13 protein-coding genes are annotated in these 17281 nt (G+C 39.5%); 10 read left to right on the forward strand and 3 right to left on the reverse strand.

Going from position 1 to position 17281, the window contains the following annotated elements; genetic code table 11:
* Positions 1–8 precede the first annotated feature (8 nt).
* From ADS77_RS11580 to ADS77_RS11600, 5 genes are all read left to right on the forward strand, one after another.
* A complete protein-coding gene (locus ADS77_RS11580) occupies positions 9–452 on the forward strand; it encodes a DUF4426 domain-containing protein (RefSeq protein WP_054203138.1) in 444 nt (147 codons plus the stop codon).
* Positions 453–455: 3 nt separating this feature from the next.
* Positions 456–1055 carry an RdgB/HAM1 family non-canonical purine NTP pyrophosphatase gene (gene rdgB, locus ADS77_RS11585; RefSeq protein WP_054203137.1) on the forward strand — a complete coding sequence of 200 codons (600 nt, stop codon included), beginning with the start codon at positions 456–458 and terminating at the stop codon, positions 1053–1055.
* Entirely contained in the window at positions 1052–2188 is a 1137-nt protein-coding gene (gene hemW / locus ADS77_RS11590; protein ID WP_054203136.1) for a radical SAM family heme chaperone HemW, read from the forward strand. Before rdgB ends, hemW begins: the two co-directional genes overlap by 4 nt.
* Before the next feature lie 82 nt (positions 2189–2270).
* Complete coding sequence (locus ADS77_RS11595; RefSeq protein WP_054454535.1) at positions 2271–4103, forward strand: DUF885 domain-containing protein; 1833 nt, start codon at positions 2271–2273, stop codon at positions 4101–4103.
* Between the two features lie 136 nt (positions 4104–4239).
* Entirely contained in the window at positions 4240–4932 is a 693-nt protein-coding gene (locus ADS77_RS11600; protein WP_054454536.1) for a hypothetical protein, read from the forward strand.
* Between the two features lie 281 nt (positions 4933–5213).
* Here ADS77_RS11600 and ADS77_RS11605 read toward each other — a convergent pair whose 3' ends face one another.
* Positions 5214–5930 carry an SIMPL domain-containing protein gene (locus tag ADS77_RS11605; protein WP_054454538.1) on the reverse strand — a complete coding sequence of 239 codons (717 nt, stop codon included), beginning with the start codon at positions 5928–5930 and terminating at the stop codon, positions 5214–5216.
* Between the two features lie 143 nt (positions 5931–6073).
* Here ADS77_RS11605 and ADS77_RS11610 point away from each other — a divergent pair, with 143 nt between their 5' ends.
* The 5 genes from ADS77_RS11610 to ADS77_RS11630 all read left to right on the forward strand — a co-directional run bounded on the left by ADS77_RS11610 (position 6074) and on the right by ADS77_RS11630 (position 12329).
* Complete coding sequence (locus ADS77_RS11610) at positions 6074–8740, forward strand: bifunctional acetate--CoA ligase family protein/GNAT family N-acetyltransferase (RefSeq protein ID WP_054454540.1); 2667 nt, start codon at positions 6074–6076, stop codon at positions 8738–8740.
* A 10-nt stretch (positions 8741–8750) separates the two neighbouring features.
* Positions 8751–9683 carry a uroporphyrinogen decarboxylase family protein gene (locus ADS77_RS11615; RefSeq protein WP_054454543.1) on the forward strand — a complete coding sequence of 311 codons (933 nt, stop codon included), beginning with the start codon at positions 8751–8753 and terminating at the stop codon, positions 9681–9683.
* Positions 9684–9713: 30 nt separating this feature from the next.
* Positions 9714–10754 carry a tetratricopeptide repeat protein gene (locus ADS77_RS11620; RefSeq protein WP_161803882.1) on the forward strand — a complete coding sequence of 347 codons (1041 nt, stop codon included), beginning with the start codon at positions 9714–9716 and terminating at the stop codon, positions 10752–10754.
* Positions 10751–11224 carry an adenylyltransferase/cytidyltransferase family protein gene (locus ADS77_RS11625; protein WP_054454546.1) on the forward strand — a complete coding sequence of 158 codons (474 nt, stop codon included), beginning with the start codon at positions 10751–10753 and terminating at the stop codon, positions 11222–11224. Before ADS77_RS11620 ends, ADS77_RS11625 begins: the two co-directional genes overlap by 4 nt.
* 157 nt (positions 11225–11381) lie before the next feature.
* A complete protein-coding gene (locus ADS77_RS11630) occupies positions 11382–12329 on the forward strand; it encodes an ion transporter (protein ID WP_054203127.1) in 948 nt (315 codons plus the stop codon).
* An 11-nt stretch (positions 12330–12340) separates the two neighbouring features.
* Here ADS77_RS11630 and ADS77_RS11635 read toward each other — a convergent pair whose 3' ends face one another.
* The gene (locus ADS77_RS11635; RefSeq protein WP_054454548.1) at positions 12341–16843 is read right to left on the reverse strand and encodes an EAL domain-containing protein; all 4503 of its coding nucleotides are present in this window, start codon (positions 16841–16843) and stop codon (positions 12341–12343) included.
* A gap of 15 nt (positions 16844–16858) precedes the next feature.
* Positions 16859–17281 (reverse strand): GNAT family N-acetyltransferase, encoded by a 423-nt coding sequence (locus ADS77_RS11640; RefSeq protein ID WP_054454550.1) that lies wholly within the window; start codon positions 17279–17281, stop codon positions 16859–16861.

Consider the following 17281-nt stretch of genomic DNA (forward strand, 5'->3'; position numbering starts at 1 on the left):
AGTCATTTATGAAAAAACTAGCCAGTATTTTATTCTTCGCACTTGCGGGAATTACCTTTAGTGCTCACAGCGAACAAATACAAGGTGCTCAATATAAAGACCTTGGCCCTTGGCAAGTACACTACATTGCATTCCCATCCACGTTTATTCAACCACAAATTGCAAAAGCGTATGATCTCGAACGCAGTAACTACAAAGGCATTGTTAATATCTCAATTTTAAAAAACAATGCAGATAAAACAGCGCAAATTGCGACTCTTAGTGGCACAGCTAAAAATTTACTTGGCAATAAACAAACCCTCACATTTAAAGAAGTGATTGAAGGTGAGTCTGTTTACTACCTTGCACAAGTGAAATTTACCAACGAAGAAATTTTGCGTTTTGATATTGAAATTAAACAAAGCAATCAATTTCAAAAGCTGCAGTTTCAACAAAAATTCTATGTAGATTAAATCATGACAAAAACCTTAGTTTTAGCCACAGGTAACCCTGGAAAGGTTAAAGAATTAGCACAAATGCTAAGCCCACTAGAAATAAACGTTGTGCCGCAAAGTGACTTTCACGTCAGTGATGTTGCAGAGACTGGCACTACCTTCGTTGAAAACGCGATAATTAAAGCGCGTCATGCGGCTAAAGAAACTGGCCTGCCCGCTATTGCTGATGATTCAGGGCTGGAAGTTGATGGCCTAAACGGCGCTCCTGGCGTGTATTCCGCTCGCTTCGCGGGTGTCGGTGCCAGCGATCAAGATAATATCAACAAACTTTTAAAAGAGCTTGGCGATAACCCTATTCGTACTGCACGCTTTTGGTGTGTTTTAGTATTAATGCGCCACGCTGATGACCCAACGCCACTCATTTGCAGTGCAAGCTGGGAAGGTCAAATTACATTAACGCAAGATGGCCAAGGTGGCTTTGGCTACGACCCTGTGTTTTATGTACCAGCGCTTCATTGCACCAGCGCTCAATTGACTAAAGAGCAAAAAAACGCGGTAAGTCATCGTGGTCAAGCGCTCCAAAATTTACTTATCGAGCTTAAGCTCAAAGGCGGCCTGTGAATTTGCCACCACTAAGCTTATATGTGCACGTGCCTTGGTGCGTGCAAAAGTGCCCATACTGTGATTTTAATAGCCATGGTCAAAAAGGCGAAATCCCCGAAAAAGAGTATGTACAGCATTTAATTGATGATTTAAAAGCTGATTTACACTTGGTACAAGGGCGTAAAATTCACTCCATATTTATTGGCGGCGGCACACCTAGCTTATTAACAGGTGAGGCATACGTTAACTTATTGCAGGCCGTTGATTCTTTAATAGGCTTGAGTGATAACTGCGAAATAACCCTCGAAGCCAATCCGGGTACAGTTGAAACTGGCCGCTTTAAAGAATATGTAGCCGCTGGCATTAATCGTATTTCGATTGGCGTGCAAAGCATGCAAAATGATAAGTTAAAAGCACTCGGTCGTATTCACGGTGCTGACGAAGCTATCTATGCAGCAACACAAGCACACGAAGCGGGATTAAACAGTTTTAACCTTGATTTAATGCATGGCTTACCGGGGCAATCACTTGACGATGCACTCGATGATTTGAAAAAAATCATTGCGCTTAACCCGCCGCATATCTCTTGGTATCAGTTAACCATTGAAGCAAATACAGCATTTGCATCAAAGCCGCCAACTTTACCGCCTGATGACACTTTATGGGATATTCAAGAGCAAGGCCAAGCGCTACTCAGTGCGGCAGGTTATCAACAATATGAAATATCAGGCTATGCCAAAGCCGGCTTTCAATGCCAACATAACTTGAATTATTGGCGTTTTGGCGACTATTTAGGAATTGGCTGCGGCGCACATGGTAAAATTACTGATGCAACCTCCGGCCTTATTACACGAACCATGAAGGTAAAACATCCGCGTGGTTATATGGATTTATCTAAACCTTATTTATTTAAGCAATGGCCGGTTGAACAAGACGACTTACCATTTGAGTTTTTTATGAATCGTTTTAGGCTTTTTGAAGCCTGCCCAAAAAATGATTTACATGCGCTTACAAAGTTATCACTACAAAGCCAGTCTGATGCCTTGAATCAAGCAATAAATAAAGGCCTACTGGTGGATATGGACACACATTGGCAGGTAAGCCAAAAAGGTCATCGTTTTTTAAATGACCTGCTAGAATTGTTTGTGTAATTACTTGTTCAAATTTAATGAACAATTACACACTAATAATAACGAACAACCTTTAATGGTTTCTAACAACAAAAGGGAAAACATGCGTAAACTTACCTTTATCGCCGCTGCAGTGAGTATTGCACTGCTAGGTGGTTGCCAGCAAACACCTGAGCAACAAAGTACACCAAGCGTACAAGCACAGCCTGTACAAAGCGAAATAGAAAAAGCCAATGCGTTTTTCGAAGATACCTTTAACCGCGATGTAATGAGCAGCCCGGTTTACCAAACTTATATGGGTATCAAACAAGATTACGACAAATGGGATGATGGCAGCGAAGAACGTGCCCTAAAAGACCTACAACAAACCAAAGACGATCTTGTCGCGTTAAACGCAATTAATCGTGATTTGTTAGATGACAGCACCAAAGTTAGCTATGATCTTAAAAAACAAGATCTTGAAAATAACATTGCTGATTTTAAATGGCGCTACCATAACTACCCAGTAAACCAAATGTTTGGTGTTCACTCGATGATCCCAGCATTTATGATCAACCAACACCAAATTGGTGATGTGTCTGATGCAAAAGCGTATATATCTCGCTTAAATGGCGTAACAACGGTTATCGATCAGTTAATTAAAGATTTAGAAACACGTGCTAGCAAAGGCATTATTGCACCTAAGTTTGTGTTTCCACACGTGATTGATTCAAGCAAAAACATCATTCTCGGTGCGCCATTTGAAAAAGGCGAAGATTCAACATTACTTGCTGACTTTAAACGTAAAGTAACGGCATTGGAAATTGATCAAGCACAGAAAGACAGCCTAATCAATGACGCTGAAAAAGCGCTTAAGTCGGCTATAAAACCGTCTTACTCTAAGCTAATTAATTATTTAGCGCAGCTTGAAAAGCGTGCTGACGATCGCGATGGTGCGTGGAAATTTCCTGATGGTGAAGCGTTCTACAACAACGCATTAGCACGTACAACAACGACCGACTTAACAGCAAAAGAAATCCACACTATTGGTCTTGCTGAAGTGTCTCGCATTCATGATGAAATGCGCGAAATTAAAGATAAAGTGGGCTTCAAAGGTGATTTAAAAGCGTTTATGCAGTTTATGAAAACTGACAAGCAATTTTATTATCCAAATACAGCTGAAGGTAAGCAGCGTTATCTTGATGAAGCAACAGCAATGATCGATAACATGAAGACGCGTTTAGACGAGCTTTTCATTGTTAAGCCAAAAGCTGATTTAAAAGTAAAAGCAGTAGAAGCATTCCGTGAAAAAGCAGCTGGTAAAGCGTTTTACCAACAACCAGCACCAGATGGCTCACGCCCTGGTATTTACTACGCAAACCTTTATGACATGGAAGCGATGCCAACGTACCAAATGGAAGCATTAGCCTACCATGAGGGTATTCCAGGTCATCACATGCAAATAGCAATTTCGCAAGAACTTGAAGGTGTCCCTAAATTCCGTAAATTCGGTGGCTACACAGCGTACATTGAAGGCTGGGGTTTATACTCTGAATTAGTACCAAAAGAAATGGGCCTGTATGAAGACCCATATTCAGATTTCGGCCGTCTTGCTATGGAACTATGGCGTGCATGTCGATTAGTTGTAGATACCGGTATCCACGAAATGAAGTGGACTCGCCAACAAGGTATCGACTATTACGTGAATAACACACCAAACGCGACCTCAGATGGCGTAAAAATGGTTGAACGTCACGTTGTAATGCCTTCACAAGCAACAGCCTACAAAGTAGGTATGCTTAAGATTTTAGAGCTACGTGAAGCTGCGAAAGTGAAACTTGGTGACAAGTTTGATATTCGTGAATTCCATGACGTTGTACTAAAAAATGGTGCAGTACCATTAAACGTACTAGAAACATTTGTTGACCAATGGGTTGCAAGTAAATCAGCTGCTTAACAACACCTATATAAGTATATTAAAGGCCGCAATTGCGGCCTTTTTGTTGTTCATAAACCTAAATTTTAGCTCGTTAACAGCTTGACCAGTAAGTGATTTCAGCTAGGATAGAATAAACGATAATGAGGGACTACCAATGGACACATGCATAAAGCAGCTCACCCAACAGTTACAGCACCACCAACTCCAAGCCGTTGTCGATGACTTCCCAACACTATCGTCACAGCAACAAAGCATGCAACTGGTACATTTATACCAAAGTGCACAACGGATGGATGTTAAGTACAGCTATTTGCAAAATGTAGCGACCCGAATACTTACAGAGCATCCATTTCCTAAAGATTTAATTAGTGAATTTAAAAGCACTGATTTATTAAGTTTTTTCACCCCAGGGCTTAAATTTAACAGTGGATTTGCCTTGCAGAATGACCTTAACAATAATGTGATACACACCTTATTTAGCCACTGTGATGCCAATAAACTTCCCTTTAATTATGTTCGATCATTAATGCTATTTGAAAGTAACGAAAGCCTCTTACAAGCTCTTACCCAGGCAAATAGTGCCGGACTAACACCTGTTGCATGTTACATTACGTGTAATATTGAGCAAACTAGTTTGCCAAAACACGAATTCTCCGCACTGCTCGCGCTGATGGAAGCGCAGTTTAAGCAACATGAAAATATCAATACGGCTGCATTTTTAAATGCGCTGATCAACCTAAAAAACACTCTTTCGAGCCACACACTTAATGAATACACGGTATTGTTAGCAAGCGCTTACCTGCGTTGTAAGACAGAAAAAATTGAAAGCTACTTACAACAACATTAATAAAAATGAGCGAGCGTGAACACCTAATGTTAATTCAAATAACGCCTTCAAATGTTCACATTGCCATTTTATATTAGGCCGTGTTGATCTTTGCGGATTGAAATTTATTCAATCTAGGAGAACCCTTTGGACAGCGCATGTTTGGAATTTATACTGCGTTATCGCCTATTTATGGGGAATAACCACACATCACAGGCGCTGCTTTGCCTAAATAAAAAACATACGGCTGCAAAATCAATCACGAAAGATCAACGCGCCCTAACCGCCACACGCGCGGTAAATCAGTCAGATAAATAATATTCAACACTTGTTACAACGCGGATCTTTTTAAGTTGTGGTGTGTTTGAATCTCGATCCGAAATACTAAACTGACCTTGGCGTGCTGTTTTAATTTTACCTAACTTTGATTGCGAATCTTTGGCAAATTTAATCGCAACTTCACGCGCTTTTTCAGTCGCCTCTTGCACCATGGCAGGTTTAACATCGTTTAACCCCGTAAATAAATATTCAATACGTGTGTCATAACTATCTTGCACAATGGCAATCCCTTGCTTAGCCAATTGCCCTACTTTCGCTAAAGCATTTTTAACTTTATCTGGCTGTGATGAATAAACGGTTACACTCGCGCGTGCTATATATCTAAATTGCTGGTTTTCAGCGCCATATTCTCTTGCTTGTTTATCTACAATTGATTGCGCGCCTCGACTAATTTCGTCATCATCAAAGCCATGTAGCTTTAAAAAAGCAATAACGGCATCATTTTTTTGCTCAATGCGCGCTACTAACTTTTCAAGGTCGTTGTCAGCATCACTAAATTGCAATGGCCAAATTACCGTATCCGCTGCCACTTCTATTTCTGCAAGCCCTTTCACTGTGACAGTACGCTCCATATTTTTTACATCAATTGCAGCACTTTTTAAGATCAAGCCCAAACCTAATAACCCAACGGCTAATACTGCAGCAGCCACAGTCAAACTGTTGCTTTGTGATTTATTCATTTATAACTCCTTGATATAGATCTAGCTAAGACTCATTGCCACTCGAAACTTCGTGATAAACAGGTTACATTAATGAGTATAGATTGGGATATTAGAGTGTAAGTATCTAAACTTAACTCGTCCTGTACAGCAAAGGAAAAGCAATGAGTGTAAAGCGCATTAGTCAGTTTTTTAATCCAACCTCCGTAGCCGTTATTGGTGCTTCAAACAATCAAACCCGTGCTGGGTTTGTTGTAATGCGAAATTTATTACAAGGTGGCTTTAAAGGGCCGATAATGCCCGTTAGCCCGTCACACTCTGCAGTGCATGGTGTGCTTGCTTATCCATCCATAACTGACTTACCAAAAATACCTGACCTTGCGGTTATTTGTACCAACAAGAACACTTTAATAAATATTATTAATGAGTTAGGTGAGCTAGGATGTAAAAATGCCATTGTTATTGCTGCGGGCTTAAATAAAGAACAAAAAGAGTCTCTGCAACAAGCGGCACTTACCGCTGGCGTTTCTTTACTTGGCCCTAATTGCCTCGGTTTGCTTATTCCTCACTTGGGGCTTAACGCGAGTTTCTCACACACAGTAGCAAGCCCAGGTAAACTGGCGTTTATTTCTCAATCAGCCGCTGTATGCTCAACTATTTTAGATTGGGCTAAGCATAAAGAAATTGGATTTTCATATTTTGTATCCGTAGGTGACTGCCTTGATATTGATTTTGCAGAGCTGCTGGATTTTTTAGGACGGGACGCCAAAACCAAAGCTATTTTACTTTATATTGATAACATTGAGAATATCCGCAGCTTTATTTCCGCTGCGCGGGCTGCGGCATTTAGCAAACCCGTTATAGCGATTAAAACGGGAAAAACAGCCGCAGGTGCACTCGCGGCTGAAATACACACCGGCGGACAACAAAGTTCTGATGCCGTGTATGATGCACTATTTCAACGTGCCGGCATGTTAAGAGTTAATGATTTAACCGAGTTATTTGCAGCAACACAAACTCTCGCCATGCACCCTAAATTATTAAAAGTTGAACAGCTGACCATTTTAACTAATGGCGGCGGCCCTGGTGTAATGGCTGTTGATAGCCTATTACAAAGCTCAGGAAAGCTCACACAACTGAGCGAGGAGACACGCGCCGCGCTTAATAAAGTCATTCCACAATCAGATATGACTTCAAATCCAGTTGATATTTTTGGTGACTCAGCCCCCGCACGCTATCAACAAGCATTAGAAATATTACTACACGCTAAAGAAGTGAAAAACCTATTAATCATTCATACACCATCGGCACTGGCACCCAGTGAAGACTATGCGCATATTATTGCGCAGACTCTTAACAAACTCCCGCCAATGGCGCGCCCTTATGTGATCACCAACTTTATGGGTGAAGATGCTGCTTATGCTGCTAGGCGTTTATGTAGTAACAATAGCATTCCAACCTATCGTACCCCAGAGGGCGCTGTCAGAGCCTTTATGCATTTAGTGAGCTATCGTCGTAACCAAAAGCATTTAACGCAAACGCCTGAGTCAAATACGGACGATGCGAAAATAAATAAGCAAGCAGCTAAAGAAACCGTCAATGAGTTTTTAGAAGAGCAGCAAAGCTATTTATCAACTCATCAGGCAAGTCAAATATTGACTCATTATGGCGTTGAATGTATTCAAACTGAAGTGGCTTACACCCCCACAGAAGCCAAAGAGCAAGCAATTGAATTAGGTTTTCCTGTCGCCCTTAAATTAATTAGTCCAAGCATTCCCTCTAAATCAGAAGTCGGTGGTGTGGTGCTGAATTTAAATGATGCTCAAGAGGTAGAGCAAACCGCATTTGCGATGTTATTAAGAATACGAAACACCTACCCCGATGCAATTATTGAAGGTTTCTCGTTACAAAAAATGGCACCGAGAGCTGGCGCGAATGAACTGCGAATTGCCGTAAAAACTGAACCTAACTTTGGTCCTGTTATACTTCTTGGTGAAGCAGGCACAGGCTTAGAATTTGCTCAAGCAGCGGTCGCCCTGCCACCATTAAATATGAACTTAGCAAAATATTTAATTGCTGCGGCACATGATAAAGGTGTGCTTAAAGATCGCATTCTGCCAGAGAAGGTTGACAAATATCGCTTATGCGCACTTTTAACGCGTATTTCTCAGTTAGTTATTGATCAACCTGACATCACTTCTGTTGAGTTAAACCCTATTTTAGCCAGTAACGGGCAATTTTTAGTCCTTGATGCAACCATGACTTTGAATCGTTATAAAATACAGTCGCACCGTAAACGACTCTCTATCCGCCCTTACCCTATTGAACTAGTTGAACATGTCACATTAAAAAATAGTAGCACCGCCATATTACGACCTATCAAACCTGAAGATGAGCAAGCCCATCAGGCATTTGATCAATCATTAAGTAAAGAAGATCGTTATAAACGCTTTTTTGGAGAACTGCCACAATTTAATCATGACCAACTCGCTAAAATGACGCAGATTGATTATGACCGTGAAATGGCCTTTATCGTCACTCAAGAGCAATCGGGCGAACACCTTACTTTAGGTGTATCTCGTGTTTTAATGGATCCTGATAAAGTTCATGCTGAGTTTGCGATTGTAGTGCGATCTAATTGCCAAGGACTCGGATTAGGAGGAATGCTTATGCGTGCTGCGATTGGTTATTGCCAAAGCCAAGGGGTGCAATTTATTGAAGGGATCACGCTGCCTGAAAATACCGGCATGATCGAGCTTGCTCGTAAACTTGGTTTTAAGATAACCCGTGATTTTGAAGAAGGCAGTATAAACATGGTACTGACACTATAAGGCGCTTTAGTTGAAAGTAACGACTTGGAGGCACTGGCCAAATATCGACTTAGATGCTGACTTACTCGCTGAGTCAGTTATTGCCTATCAAGATATTCATGATCATTGCTTTATTAAACTAAGCTGTAATAGTAATAGTGTATGCAGTGCATTTGGCATTAAACGACACTTTCAACATAACCCTTTGGGGTCAGTTGAAAAAAACAGCTATGTTTATAATTTATCAGCTTTATTAAATGATGAAAAAAGCCCTAAAAAATTAAACGATTGCCCGCAGTTACTCATAAATATTGAAGCACACAAACGTGTTAGCGAACACCCTAGCAGTACCAATAAAGCATGTTTTGCAACGGTTTACTCTCCGCTTTATCACTTAAATTCAATGTTGGGGGGAACATTAACAGCAGCCCAATTAGAGCACGCATCTTATAAAAAAATGTTATCTTTATTAACAGATATTACAGCGCAATATATTGACGCTTTACTGTTAATCAAAAATGTTAGAATTTACTACTGCAGCTTTCATTCGAGCGCTGCATTTTGCAATTATGAGCAATTTAAAACTCTCGTAGCCCCATATGATGAACAATGTATAACGCAATTAACCCACCAGCACCACCTTATTCATTATCATTGCAGTGCACCTATTTATTTTGATTTCCTTGATAGTAAGAAGTTCTCATTACTATCAATTGATGATTGTGATGATGTTATAGCTATAAAGGCTTTACTGACTCGCTTTCCTGATATTACATTTGTAGGGCTATTGGATAAATTATTATTACCTCGCCCACTTAAAGCAAAAGAAATTGAACGAATTTTTTCATCTTGCAGCCGCCATTTGGATTTTAATAGAGTCATTATCGCCCCAAGCTGCACTCTACCTTTAAGCATTAAAAACAATACATTATTAAAAACATGTTCTATTGTAAAAGGACTGTGAATTAAGTTTATGCCTACGGAAGATAAACAATTGAGCACTATACATGCCGAGTTAATAAAGGCCGTTGAGTTATACCAACAAAACCAATATCAATTAGCGCGGGGGCAGTTTGAGTATGTACTGAGCCAAGATAACTCATGTTTGATTGCACATCGTTATTTGGCCGAAATCGCACTGATAGAAGGCACAGCAAAAAATCACATAGAATCATTGATAGCTTCCTTAGCGGCACACCCAACATCAAGCGAGACTAGCCATACGCTAGGCATGTGCTACCAACAAGCACGCGAGCTGCCCCAAGCAGTTGAGCAATATCGCCATGCACTAGAGGTGCTGTTAAACACGCCACCTAATCATAGTTATAAACCAAAACCAAACGTTGAATTCGATACCGAAATACATGAAAGCTTACTATGGCAAACCCTTGCTCTTTTTCGTCAAGCAAATATTAAATCCTTTGCCACCGCCGGTAGCCTACTAGGCATAATACGCGAAGGCGCAATCCTGCCTTTTGATAAAGACATTGATATTGGGGTTGATTGGGGACAAATGGAGCAAGCCATTACACTTTTAAAAAGCCAAGGTTGGCATGAGCATATGCGATCCTATGATTTAATTAACCCTCGCTGCTTTGCCCACCCCGATGGAGTGACCATGGATCTTTGTGGCTTTGGCGTTGATACCGTCAGTCAGCGTACTATTTGCGGGCTTTGGATGAGTGATATTCCCTTTGAGTGGAATAGAATTACAGAGTATCCAACTATAAATTTAGTCGAAAAAATAACTCCCCATGGCAATGTATGGCATCTAGCCCAACCTGAACTAACGTTAAATGCACTTTATGGAGATTGGCAAACACCCGACCCACTCTTTGATACAATTTTATGTGCAAAAAACATTCGATCATTTTCGTTATTAACCCAGTGCTTTGTGTATTCAAGACTTTATAAATTATGCCTAATGAGCGAATGGGGAAAATTAGAGCACACATTAAACCAACTTTCTTTTTTTGATAAACACGACATATTAATAAATAAACTCACCGATAAAGCCAAAAGTATGCAGACATGACCCTAAACTCAGAAAATAAAAGTAACCATAATACACGCTGCTTAGCCCTGGGTGTGTTTGACTTATTTCATATTGGTCATTTAAATTACTTAAAGTTTGCTAAAGCCCAAGGCAGTGAACTATTTGTTGCTGTTGCGCCAGATGACTTGTGCTTTGAAAATAAAAAAACATTTCCCATCATCAGCCAGCATGAAAGAATGACCATAGTAAGCGCATTGGCGATCGTGGATCATGTGGCCTTAGTACCAAGTCCAATTATAAAGACCCAGAGCGCTTGTAGGTGGATAAAAGCATGGGGAATTAATAAAGTAGTTGTTGGTGGGCAATGGCAAAACAGTGAGCGCTGGAATGAAGCTGCGAATGCATTACAAGCGCATAATATTGACGTTATGTTTGCACCACAAACCCCTGATATTTCGAGTACTGATATTAAGCAAAAAATAATCACATACTGCTCAGAGGTTTTATAATGTGTATACCCAAACCACCTCAAGATGCGAGGTTCTGTTGGAATTAAAAGGGGCTGCCATTATTACAACGTATCATTATTACAACGTATAGTCGTATATTTTTTGCATATAATAACTAAAACTGAAACAACAATATTTTTGAACACACGGATTTAATTTGAATAATTTACGTAAACGCACAGCTCTATTTTTCGAAGGCAACGGTGAATACCGTAAAGTGGGTCATTACATTGATGTATTTCTAATATCATTGATCATGATAAATGTGGTTGCGATTGTGCTTGAGTCTGTAATCAGTCTAGCGCAGCAATATAAACATGAGTTTTTATTACTAGAACTGATCTCTGTGAGTATTTTTAGCATTGAGTATTTATTAAGAGTGTGGTCGTGTGTTGAGCGTATCGAATACACGAGTATGAAATGCAGTAATTTAAAGCGCCGTATTAAATATGTATTTTCACCATTGGCATTAATTGATCTTATAGCGATTCTACCCACCTTATTAATGTTTTTTATTACTTTCGATTTACGCTTCTTGCGGGTATTTAGACTATTACGTGTTTTTAAGCTCACTCGTTACTCAAGAGCAATGCAGCTGCTTTTACAATCATTTCGTGATGAAAGCAGCTCACTTATGGCTGCATTTTTTATTATGGCGGTGGTGCTCATTTTAGCTTCATGTGGGATTTACTTAATTGAACATGATATTCAACCTGATAAATTTGGCTCTATTCCCGCTGCTATGTGGTGGGCAATGGCTACTCTGACAACCGTTGGCTATGGCGATGTGGTGCCCGTTACTCCACTAGGGCGTTTTTTTGGTGGTCTAATCACATTGCTAAGCATGGGCATGGTAGCAATACCTACTGGCTTATTAGCGTCAAGCTTTTCTGAACAACTACGAAAACGTAGGATCATGTTTAGCGATGCAGTACATGAGCGCCTACATGACGGTCAAATTGATGACGACCAAGCAGAGTACCTAGAAAATCTACGCTGTAAATTAGGTTTAAGTAAACAAGAAGCAAATAAAGCAATTAAAGTTCAACTTAGCTCTCGCTCAAAACACTTATACTGTCGCCATTGTGGTGAGCGCCAAGATTAAAGTACGTTATTTTAACCCAGTAGCGCTCGCCAATCATGCTCTAATAACATCGCAACTTCATCGCCAGGGACTGGCTTGCTAAATAAATAACCTTGGAATAAATTACATCCAAGCTTTCGTAAAAAAGCTAATTGCTCTGGTGTTTCAACCCCTTCAGCAACACATTCTTTTCCTAAACTTTTAGCCAGTGCAAGCGTTGACTCTATGATTGCTTCGTCATCACTATCCACCCCTATATCATTAACAAAGCTACGATCGATTTTTAGTACATCAATTGGAAAGCGCTTTAAATAAGTTAATGAGGCATAGCCAGTACCAAAGTCATCCATATATAACTTACAGCCTAACTGCTTAAGCTTAAGCATGCTTTCTTGTGCATACGATGAATCATGCATTAACACAGATTCAGTGATCTCAAATACAACGGATTGAGGTTGTACACCTGCGGTGATCAAGGCTTGACGAATTTCGCTCACCAAGTTTTTATACTCAAAATCCAACGCAGATAAATTAATAGATATATATAGCTGCGGTGAAATTCGTCGCCATTGCTTTAGTTCAATTAAAGCCCGCGCAAGAGTTTGTAACATAATTTTAGTGATTAACCCTATCCCTTCAGCGGCTAAAGCAAACTCTTGAGTCTTATATTCATCATTCTCAGGCCAACGAAGCAATACTTCAAATCCCTCAACCTGCTGGGTATGTGCATTTACAATAGCTTGGTAGTGATTACAAAATTCATGTTCTTGATATGCTTTGGTCAACTGAGACTCTAAATGTAAGGCTTTTTGAACATGAACATTCATTTCTTGCTTGTAGAATTGGTAACATCCTTCTACGCTTTTTTTAGCGTGGTAAAGAGCGATGTCAGCCGCTTTAATTAAGCTTTTATCACTGCTGGCATCATCTGGGTAAATAGCAACTCCAATACTAAGGCTAACATTAAGTGCTTGTTCGTTAGCGACAATATTTTCACTCACGCACTGCATCAGTTTAGCGCAAACTAACAATACCTCTTCTACTTGATTGATATCTTCAACTAGCAGCATAAATTCATCACCACTAAAGCGTGCAATACTGTCTTGAGGACGTATTGTGGCTTTTAATCGTAAGGCTACTGATTTTATAATTTCATCGGCTACGCCATGCCCTAATGAGTCATTAAAGTACTTAAAACGTTTAATATTTATATTTAGTAATGCAACTTTGCAATCATGAGATTTAGCCTGTTCAAGCGCATGCTCAACACGGTCGTTAAATAATGTGCGATTAGGCAAACCTGTTAAAGCATCATAATTAGCCAACAAAAACAATTCATTTTCAGCTAATTTCTGCGCATTAATATCTGTCAAAATAATTACATAGCTTTCTAAACGCTGATCACTTCCTGCAACAGCGCTTATTTTTATGAGTACTTGGCGTGCTTCACCACTTGCTAAATATACTGTTTCTTCTGCAGAATAATGCTCACCAACCAATTGTTTTTTCATGATACGTAAGTAATTCACGCGCACAGTTCGTGCTAGCCCTAAGTTAAGCGAACGACTAGAACGGTACTCTGACGGAAAGTTAAATGCATTTTGCAGTGCTTTATTCGTTGCTAAAATTCGTAAGTTTTTATCTAAAATAAACACCCAATCTCGTGTTTGCTCAAATGCAGCACCAAATAGTCGCGCGTGCTCCTCAAAAACTAATTCGCGTGTCATATTTGTATAAGTGCCCGCAACCTTTATTGGTGTACTGCCTTGCCAAGCAACGACTTTGCCAAAATCTTTATACCAACGCCAATCGCCATTTTTGTGGCGTAAACGGTAAGTGCAATTAAAATAGCCTTTATCCGTAGAAAGAAATTCTAGCCACTCTAACCGAAATGTTTGTTTATCCTGCGGATGTATTTTTGCTAAATAATCGTCTAAATTAACAGCGTCCATATCATAATCGAGTTCATTTTTAAGCCGTGGTTGATAGATAATAGGGCTCGTAGACTGCCAATCCCAAACACCAGAATGACTTCCCTCCAACGCTAGTTTTAAGCGCGCTTCACTCTCTTGGCTTTCTCTATGTGCAGCAAGTAATAATTGTTGTATACGATTACGGCGCATATTCCAAGCACCGGCTAAAGCAAACAAAATTATCGCGTAAAAAACCATAAAGTGAGGCGCTCGCCACAGTGGATACTTCACAATAATATCTAATACTGCGGGCGTAGTATAATCTCCAGTTAAAGGGTCTTTAGCCCAGATTTTTAGTTGATACTCACCAGGATTAAGTTTTGGAAAAAGTACACGATTATTATTTCGTGTATATGATTTTTGACCATCAGAAAGCTGATACTCATAAACAATACGCTCTTGGTAATTAAACGCCATGGCTGAAAAAGCGACTTCAAGACCGATATCATCATGATTTAAAATAACCTGATTAATTGGCTGTTTTAGATCTTCAGATAGCTCTCGCGACATTAGATCGATATTAGTAATATTGACCTTATCAATTAACCCATGCTGTGGATAATTTTCATTCGGGTAGAAGTAAGTAAAGCCTTTTAATGTTCCATAAACAATTTCACCGCTTTTTAGACGTGTAAATGCACCACTGTTAAATTCAGTTGAAACGAGTCCTTCTGATGTTGTGAACTGCTGAAAATGTTGATTCTGTGGATTCAATCGCCAAATACCTTTGTGGCTACTCATCCAAATCATTCCCGCCTCATCCAACACCATGTCATAGAGCAAGGTACCTAATTTATTTTTATCAAGATCTATCGTATAAAGCAGCTTATAGTTACTGGCATCTAATCCAATAAGGCCGTAATTTGAAAATGAAATCCACAATATATTATTGTTATCAACAATATATGACATCACATTGATAGCAACATTTTCATGCTGTTTTGGCACTGAGTAAATTTTTGATAACGCAAAGGTTTGCGGGTCAACGTGGTATAAAATACCTGCATTATAAAATAAAGGCGCGTCTGGTTTTGTTGGTAATGGTGGTAAAAATCCATAAACTAAGAAAGGTTCAAAACTATTAAAATCACCTTCTAATGGCGTAATAATCTGACTATCTAAATTGAAGGTAAACATACCATGATCTGAGTGCACGTAAAAAAGATCACCATTGGGCATTAGTGTTGTTCCGTGAACCCAACCATCAATTAAATGTTGTTTACTAGGTTGCGCACTTTTTGCTGGTGTTACTTCATATGTTTTTGGGTCAAAGCTAAATACCCCTCGATTACTGTGTAGCCACAACTTACCTTTATAAGGCATAACCTTGTAAATGCTAAACTCTGTTGTAAACAAATCAACCTGATAGTCCTTCAAAAACACCTGCCCTTGCAAGGTTTCTAAATCGACCGCAGTTAAACCATTATTTGTTGCTAACCATACTTTATTTTCAAACTCAGCAACTCCCCAAATAGAGGGGTGTGATAAGCCATCTCCTTTCAAAATATTGCTGTTAACATTCTTAAAATGGTAATGATCTGATGGCAAATAAAATGCACCATCACTTTTTGTTGCCACCCACATAGCACCATTACTATCTTTAACTATATCGATAATACTTGCGTCAGAAAGTGAGTAATCGCTATCATTTATTCTCTGGCTTTTAAATAACTCACCGCTCGCTAAGTCATACTTAAATAAGCCTTTGTCTGTACCTAGCTCTACTGATGAATTCTCATTAATAATTTTCCATATATTTAAATCAGCCAGTAGTGTTTTATTTTTAAAAGGGATATCCGGACGTTCAAACATGGTTGGTAAATCACTAATATCTACTTCATATAGACCGCGAACAGCCCCAACCAATAAACGGCCACTCTCGCCTAACGCAAAGGACTTAACATAGTTTTGATATACATGATCGGGGTCACCGCTTAGGTGCTCTAGTGGGCGGTATTCACCACTTAGAATATGATACACATACGCACCAATACTCGTGGCGATAAAAATATAATCTTGGTAATGGAGTAACTCTCGGATGACAGTGCTACGAGTGCGCTCTGGTAGTTCAAAAATCGTTTCTATTTGTCCACTCGCAATATCTAACCTAGCAAAATCCCACCCTCGCCCCATCCACAGTGATTTATCATCAACCGCAATCATGCTAAAAATAGATTGACTAAGTATCTCTTGTGCAGTGATGGGTTTTGATAAAAACTGTTGATAACTGTCGGTACTCGGATCATAGCGAAACAAACCAGCTAGAATGGATGAAATCCAAATATAACCATTTGAATCTTGATAAATACTATCAATGACAGCTTCATCCAATTCCCCATTAGGACCTGCAATGTGCAGCACTTGATAACCATCATAACGATTGAGCCCACCTTCGGTTGCCAGCCAAAGGTATCCATTGTTATCAATCAACATGTTACTGACGTAACTTTGTGATAGCCCTTCACTTGGTGATAATCGTTTTACTTGTGCAACAGCTAAGTGACTAATAGCGATATTGATGGCTAAGAAAAAAAAAGTCATAACCTTAAACCATTTGCTCATTCATAACCCCAAGTTTTATTTTAAATAATTACTCGACCTAATGCTCATTGCTACTATTTTTCGTTGCTGGTAAAAACAAAATAGTGTCGCTAAAGGTTCTGGTAATGTTAACACAAAGTTAAACCCAATTGACCGATAAAAATCAATTAAACTTTGGTATGCAAATGTATAAACTTCTTGCTGTTGACTTTTTATGATCTGGCTAAGTAACTGTCTTGCAATCCCTTTACCACGCCAAGGTGGCGCAACTAATAAGGTAGATAAAAATAAGTGATCACCGCGATTTTGAATTCTACATGCTGCGATTATGTCAAAGTCAGCATAGGCAACCCACACAGCATCTTGTTTGTTTGCTCGTCCTCGCGCGCCATTTGAATCATAAAATTTATTTACTAAAGGCGTTTTTACAGGATCTAAACATTCAAACCTAAGTGCCAT

Source organism: Pseudoalteromonas porphyrae (assembly GCF_001298125.1).
Classification (GTDB): domain Bacteria; phylum Pseudomonadota; class Gammaproteobacteria; order Enterobacterales; family Alteromonadaceae; genus Pseudoalteromonas; species Pseudoalteromonas neustonica.

Excerpts from the sequence above, each read along its gene's own strand:
- ADS77_RS11580 (WP_054203138.1), top strand. The coding sequence starts at position 9 with ATGAAAAAACTAGCCAGTATTTTATTCTTCGCACTTGCGGGAATTACC.
- rdgB (WP_054203137.1), top strand. The coding sequence starts at position 456 with ATGACAAAAACCTTAGTTTTAGCCACAGGTAACCCTGGAAAGGTTAAA.
- ADS77_RS11595 (WP_054454535.1), top strand. The coding sequence starts at position 2,271 with ATGCGTAAACTTACCTTTATCGCCGCTGCAGTGAGTATTGCACTGCTA.
- ADS77_RS11600 (WP_054454536.1), top strand. The coding sequence starts at position 4,240 with ATGGACACATGCATAAAGCAGCTCACCCAACAGTTACAGCACCACCAA.
- ADS77_RS11605 (WP_054454538.1), bottom strand. The coding sequence starts at position 5,930 with ATGAATAAATCACAAAGCAACAGTTTGACTGTGGCTGCTGCAGTATTA.
- ADS77_RS11610 (WP_054454540.1), top strand. The coding sequence starts at position 6,074 with ATGAGTGTAAAGCGCATTAGTCAGTTTTTTAATCCAACCTCCGTAGCC.
- ADS77_RS11625 (WP_054454546.1), top strand. The coding sequence starts at position 10,751 with ATGACCCTAAACTCAGAAAATAAAAGTAACCATAATACACGCTGCTTA.
- ADS77_RS11635 (WP_054454548.1), bottom strand. The coding sequence starts at position 16,843 with ATGAGCAAATGGTTTAAGGTTATGACTTTTTTTTTCTTAGCCATCAAT.
- ADS77_RS11640 (WP_054454550.1), bottom strand. The coding sequence starts at position 17,281 with ATGGCACTTAGGTTTGAATGTTTAGATCCTGTAAAAACGCCTTTAGTA.